Genomic DNA, 3,613 nt, shown 5'->3' on the forward strand with positions numbered 1-3,613 from the left:
ATCGTATCGACGTAGGGACCGGCAAGGGTCACTCCGATGCGATGAAACGCCAGTAGCGTAGCCTTCAAATCCTGGACGACTTTGGTGTGGACGTGATCGTGCAACAATCCGGTGATAGGCCGCATGAAGGTTTGGACATCGAGCGGGATGAAGGCGGTCTTGTCTCCGCTAGAGAAGGCGATCCCCTTGACCTCGGCTTGTACCCCCATGCCGCCCGCCAGCAAACAATGAACGCCGAGCGGGCCGCTTTCCGGTAACGTCGACACAAATCGCTGTGCAGAGGGCTCGTCTTCTATAATCGTCCGGTGAACAGCATTTTCCTCGTCGGACCTCGCCGAGGGCCGCAAAGTTTTTAGCAGCGACGTAAATTCCAGTTCGCGCAGCAAGTCGGCAAGCTGCTCGTCCTGTTGACGTCTGATCCGGTAATCCTCCGGATGGAACTCCACCGGGCTCTCCGTCTGAATGGTGGCGAGTTTCCGGCTCATACGGGCGTTGTCCGCCTGCTCGAGCAACATCGTCTTGATACGCGCCGGCGTCACTTCCACCACACGACTCAGCAGTTCGTCGATAGTCCCGAACTGGGCGATCAGTTTTGTCGCGGTTTTTTCGCCTATGCCTTTCACCCCGGGAATGTTGTCGGTACTGTCTCCCATGAGGCCCATTACCTCCACCACCCGCGCAGGCTCCACGCCGAATCGTTCGCGGCATTCCGCCTCACCCGACCATTTGTTTTTTACCGGATCGTAGATTCGGACATGTGGGGTCAGCAGTTGGAACATGTCCTTGTCGCCGGTGACGATGACGACATCGTAGCCGGCCCGTTCCGCTTGACGCGCCAGCGTGCCGATCAGATCGTCGGCCTCATATCCCGCCTGTCTGACCGCAGTAATGCCGAATGCTTCCACGATGCGGTGGATGTACGGAATCTGAGCTTGCATGCCATCAGGCATCGGAGGGCGCTGTGCCTTGTATTCTTTGAACGCTTCGTGCCGGATCGTCGGCCCCTTTTCATCGAACGCTACCGCCAAACAATCCGGTTGTTGCTCACGGATGATCTTCATCAGCGTGGTCGTAAAGCCATAGATAGCGTTGGTTTGAAGGCCTTTGGAATTAATCAGGGCCGGTAACGCAAAGAAGGCCCGGTAGATGTAGGCACTGCCGTCGATGAGATAGAGGGTCTTGCGGTTGGATTCAGCGGTCGCCATCGTTATCACGCATCCGGCGCGATGATCAGAGGAGGCTTGCCGAACTTCTCGCGCATGTTGTTGATCACGTTCAACACGGTCTTCTGACCGATGATCTTGGCTTCGATCTTTCTTTTTCCTGGAAAGTCGAGCATGGAGATCCCGATGAGCATCGTCAGTATTCCCTGACCGGGGAGGAATAACATGAGGAAACCGACAAACAGGAAGATCGCCCCTATTGCATTCTTCACGACATGGCCGAGTACTCGAAGGAAAGGGTGATGATCCTTCATCCATGGACGAGGCACGCGTATGTCGAAATAGTCCGCGGGAAGACGCACCAGTATGTAAGGAATGGCGACGAGCGAACCGATAAAAAAAGCCAGCGAAAGTACCGTCAACGTGACCAAGGTATCGGTCGAAACATACTGTTGAACAGTGGTGAGAAGCCAATCCATGGGGGAGGCATCCTAACATGCGACCTAGGGGCACTCAAGCCAACGTGGGCGCGCCGTTGCGGGTTTACTGGACTCACGGGGGCAGCTATAATCTTGCCATGTCCTCCCGTTCTCCACGAACCGCCCTTTTCCCGTGCACCCTCTTATTTTCGCTCTTTATGTTCTCCGGTCCCCTCTCGGCTGCCGCAGACGAATTACAGATCGATATCGCGAACAGAGGATTGGGGCAGGAAGTAGTGATTACCCAGGGAGACCGGGAGTGGTTCATGATGATTGAAGTAACCCCGGAGAATACGGTCATCATCAAACAGGAAAAAGACCATGATCAGTACCTCGTCGATGAGAGCGAGACCCACGACCGGCCGTTGGCGCCAAGCGAGGTCGAGGGGGCGATCAATGATTACGTGAACAGCGTCAAGACCCGAGCGTCGAAGCCATAAGCATGAGCCAGCCTAAACCCAAGTTTGTTCTCTTCGCTCACAATGCCACATACGACAAACTGCATCAGGTCGCCACGCTCGGCCTGACTGCCGCAGCGATGGGCAAAGAAGTGATCGTGATTCTCCTGTTCTGGACGATCAAAAAGCTGGCCGAAGGCAAGATCGATGAGATCGATTTTCCACCCGAGTATGCCGCTTCCGCCGATGAAGTCGCCCGCCTACTGAAAGAGAAAAAGGTGCCGAAGATCTCCGAGATGTTCGAGGAGGCCAAGATGGTAGGAAGCTTCCGCGTTATCGCCTGCAGCGCGGGACTGGAATACATGGGCGTCGACGCCGGAGTCGTTTCAAAACGGGTCGACGAAGTGATGGGCCTGCCTGCCATTATTTCTCTCACCGCCACCGCCGAGACAAAGCTGTTCATTTAGGACCGAGCGGCGCAACAGGAAGCTAGTAACCATCTCCGATCTTTCGCCTCCCGTTCCAAGCACCTGCCAGGTTCAACGGGACTTCTTCACCCCGACGCGATCGCAATAGTCCGTTAATTTGCAGCGGCTGCAATGCGGTGAGACCGGTTGGCAGAGGTTTTGTCCATAGGGAACTAACAGGTCGTTGAAAGTAATCCAATACCCCTTAGGGAGCTTGCGGCGCAAGGCTATTTCGGTCTGTTCCGGCGTCTTCGTTTTGACGTAGCCCCACCGGTTGCTGATGCGATGCACATGAATGTCCACGCAAATACCTGGGAGCCCGTATCCAACTGTCACCACAAGGTTCGCCGTCTTTCGTCCGACTCCCGGCAAGGTCACGAGTTCGCCGATCGAATCCGGCACCGCCCCTCCATAGAGGTGTAAGAGCCGCTTGCAAATCGCGTGAATCGACCTGGCCTTCGTGCGGTAGAAACCCACCGGGTAGATGGCCTGTTCGATCTTCTTGAGGGGAAGTTTGAGTAATCCGGCAGGAGTGTGCGCGAGCGCGAAGAGCCGCGCACTGGCTTCGCTCGTTGTCTTGTCTTTGGTTCTCAGGCTCAGGAGGCAGGAAATGAGGATGCGGAACGGGTCACGATCGGACTCGCGGGCAACGACACCCACGACGGGTTCTTGCCACTGACGGATCTCACGCTTGACGATCTTGATCGCCGCATGGATCTGGTCCTGGCGCATGAGCTTGAATGAGACAGGAAGAGAGGGCGAGTAGGTTGCTCGATCTCAAAACCCAGGGACTAACCGTTACTCCGGCTTCCGCTTCGACAACCATTTCTGGCGACGCCGTTGCGCCTCCCGTTGCTTGGCCTTCTTCCTGACGCTCGGCTTTTCGTAGTACCGGCGTCGCTTTAGTTCCCTGAAGAGCCCTTCCCCCGCAAGTTTTTTCTTGGCAACCTTGAGTGCTTTTTCGACGTTATTATTGAAGACCTTGATTTCCATTTGTTCCGTTTCTGCACTTTCCCAGGCGAAGCCTGCGCTAAGGTAGTCCCTGTGCCAATCTGACTAAGTGGCGGAGTGTAACATAGCCCCCTGACTTCCTCAAGGTATTGCGA

General features: G+C 55.6%; 6 protein-coding genes. 2 read left to right on the plus strand and 4 right to left on the minus strand.

Translation table 11 applies throughout. The annotated features are described in order from the left end of the window. Both ACWVCN_RS05185 and ACWVCN_RS05190 read right to left on the minus strand, forming a co-directional pair. Positions 1-1,205 (minus strand): 5'-3' exonuclease H3TH domain-containing protein (locus ACWVCN_RS05185; RefSeq protein ID WP_455244455.1); only part of this gene is annotated, 1,205 nt, incomplete at its 3' end. A gap of 5 nt (positions 1,206-1,210) precedes the next feature. Next, positions 1,211-1,642, minus strand: coding sequence for a PGPGW domain-containing protein (locus tag ACWVCN_RS05190; RefSeq protein ID WP_455244456.1), 432 nt, complete (start codon positions 1,640-1,642; stop codon positions 1,211-1,213). A 17-nt stretch (positions 1,643-1,659) separates the two neighbouring features. On the opposite strand from ACWVCN_RS05190, the gene ACWVCN_RS05195 reads away from it, so the two are divergent. Together ACWVCN_RS05195 and ACWVCN_RS05200 are read left to right on the plus strand one after the other, a co-directional pair. Beyond that, positions 1,660-2,082, plus strand: coding sequence for a hypothetical protein (locus ACWVCN_RS05195; protein WP_455244458.1), 423 nt, complete (start codon positions 1,660-1,662; stop codon positions 2,080-2,082). Between the two features lie 2 nt (positions 2,083-2,084). After that, positions 2,085-2,507, plus strand: coding sequence for a hypothetical protein (locus tag ACWVCN_RS05200; RefSeq protein WP_455244459.1), 423 nt, complete (start codon positions 2,085-2,087; stop codon positions 2,505-2,507). A gap of 72 nt (positions 2,508-2,579) precedes the next feature. On the opposite strand, the gene ACWVCN_RS05205 is transcribed toward ACWVCN_RS05200, so the two are convergent. After that, positions 2,580-3,239, minus strand: a complete 660-nt coding sequence (locus tag ACWVCN_RS05205) for an endonuclease III domain-containing protein (RefSeq protein ID WP_455244460.1) — start codon at positions 3,237-3,239, stop codon at positions 2,580-2,582. Between the two features lie 66 nt (positions 3,240-3,305). Beyond that, positions 3,306-3,500, minus strand: coding sequence for a 30S ribosomal protein S21 (rpsU, locus tag ACWVCN_RS05210; protein WP_080885572.1), 195 nt, complete (start codon positions 3,498-3,500; stop codon positions 3,306-3,308). Positions 3,501-3,613 lie beyond the last annotated feature (113 nt).

This window comes from Petrachloros mirabilis, from assembly GCF_975968855.1.

Bases quoted from the DNA above. Each gene is read 5' to 3' on its own strand.
- rpsU (WP_080885572.1), bottom strand. From the start codon at position 3,500: ATGGAAATCAAGGTCTTCAATAATAACGTCGAAAAAGCACTCAAGGTT.
- ACWVCN_RS05190 (WP_455244456.1), bottom strand. From the start codon at position 1,642: ATGGATTGGCTTCTCACCACTGTTCAACAGTATGTTTCGACCGATACC.
- ACWVCN_RS05200 (WP_455244459.1), top strand. From the start codon at position 2,085: ATGAGCCAGCCTAAACCCAAGTTTGTTCTCTTCGCTCACAATGCCACA.
- ACWVCN_RS05205 (WP_455244460.1), bottom strand. From the start codon at position 3,239: ATGCGCCAGGACCAGATCCATGCGGCGATCAAGATCGTCAAGCGTGAG.
- ACWVCN_RS05195 (WP_455244458.1), top strand. From the start codon at position 1,660: ATGCGACCTAGGGGCACTCAAGCCAACGTGGGCGCGCCGTTGCGGGTT.